This window comes from Turicibacter sp. HGF1 (assembly GCF_000191865.1).
Taxonomy (GTDB): domain Bacteria; phylum Bacillota_I; class Bacilli_A; order MOL361; family Turicibacteraceae; genus Turicibacter; species Turicibacter sanguinis.
This window is the reverse complement of record NZ_AEXQ01000085.1, coordinates 1-918: the sequence shown is the minus strand read 5'-3', so window position 1 is coordinate 918 and position 918 is coordinate 1. Positions and strand designations below refer to the sequence as shown.

Annotated in this window: 2 tRNA genes; both read left to right on the top strand. The window is 27.9% G+C overall.

Annotation, left to right across the window (positions count from 1 at the left end):
- Positions 1–749: 749 nt before the first annotated feature.
- A tRNA-Asp gene (locus tag HMPREF9402_RS08355) sits at positions 750–825 on the top strand.
- Between the two features lie 10 nt (positions 826–835).
- A tRNA-Glu gene (locus tag HMPREF9402_RS08350) sits at positions 836–912 on the top strand.
- Positions 913–918: the final 6 nt, after the last annotated feature.

Below are 918 nucleotides of genomic sequence, written 5' to 3'. Positions count from 1 at the left end.
ATTATAGAACCATTAAATTAAAAGTAATTCAAAAAAAATAGAAAGTGTTTTTGTTATAGAATAGACCTAGTATACAAAAAATTAACAATCAAATCTAGACATTAAATTAAATCTACTCCAGTATCGAGAATAAATCTTCAATAATGTGCTAGAAGGTAATATAATTAAGAAAAAAAGGAAGAACTAGAAAATATGTAGAAGGTTAATCAGGTATTTGTATGATTGTTAAAATGCAAAGCGATTAACCAAAGAAAGTGTCAAGTGATTAGGGAAGTATGCTTAATAATTACTATATATAATTAAAATTCATAAAGTTGATTGGGAAAAAAGCTACTTATTTATCTTGGTAAAAAGAAAGCATTGAAAGGATGAATGATTTTTCTATAAGACGATATATTTAGCTCCAGTGAATGAGATGAAAATTGAGTTATTATTAATCATAAAATGTAAAGTGAAAAATAATAAGTTATCTTTATATAAACGTTTTTGAAGTAGATTTGATAAATTTGAAATTAAATAAAAAAACAAAAGAAAGTATTTGACAAAAAAACGAAATAGATGTTATTATATAAAAGTTCTGAAAAAAAGAACTTATAAAAATGTTTGAAATAATGTTTTTTTGAAAAATGTTTGACAAAAAACAACACAAATGTTACTATATAGAAGTTCTGAAAAGGAATAAAAAATCTTTTTCAAAAAAAGATTTGACAAAAAACGACACAAATGATAAACTTAATGAGTCAAAAAAAGGTCCAGTGGTGTAGCGGTTAACATGCCTGCCTGTCACGCAGGAGATCGCGGGTTCGATTCCCGTCTGGACCGCCATTTAAATAATGGCCCGTTGGTGAAGCGGTTTAACACACATGCCTTTCACGCATGCATACACGGGTTCGAATCCCGTACGGGTCACCATAAAAA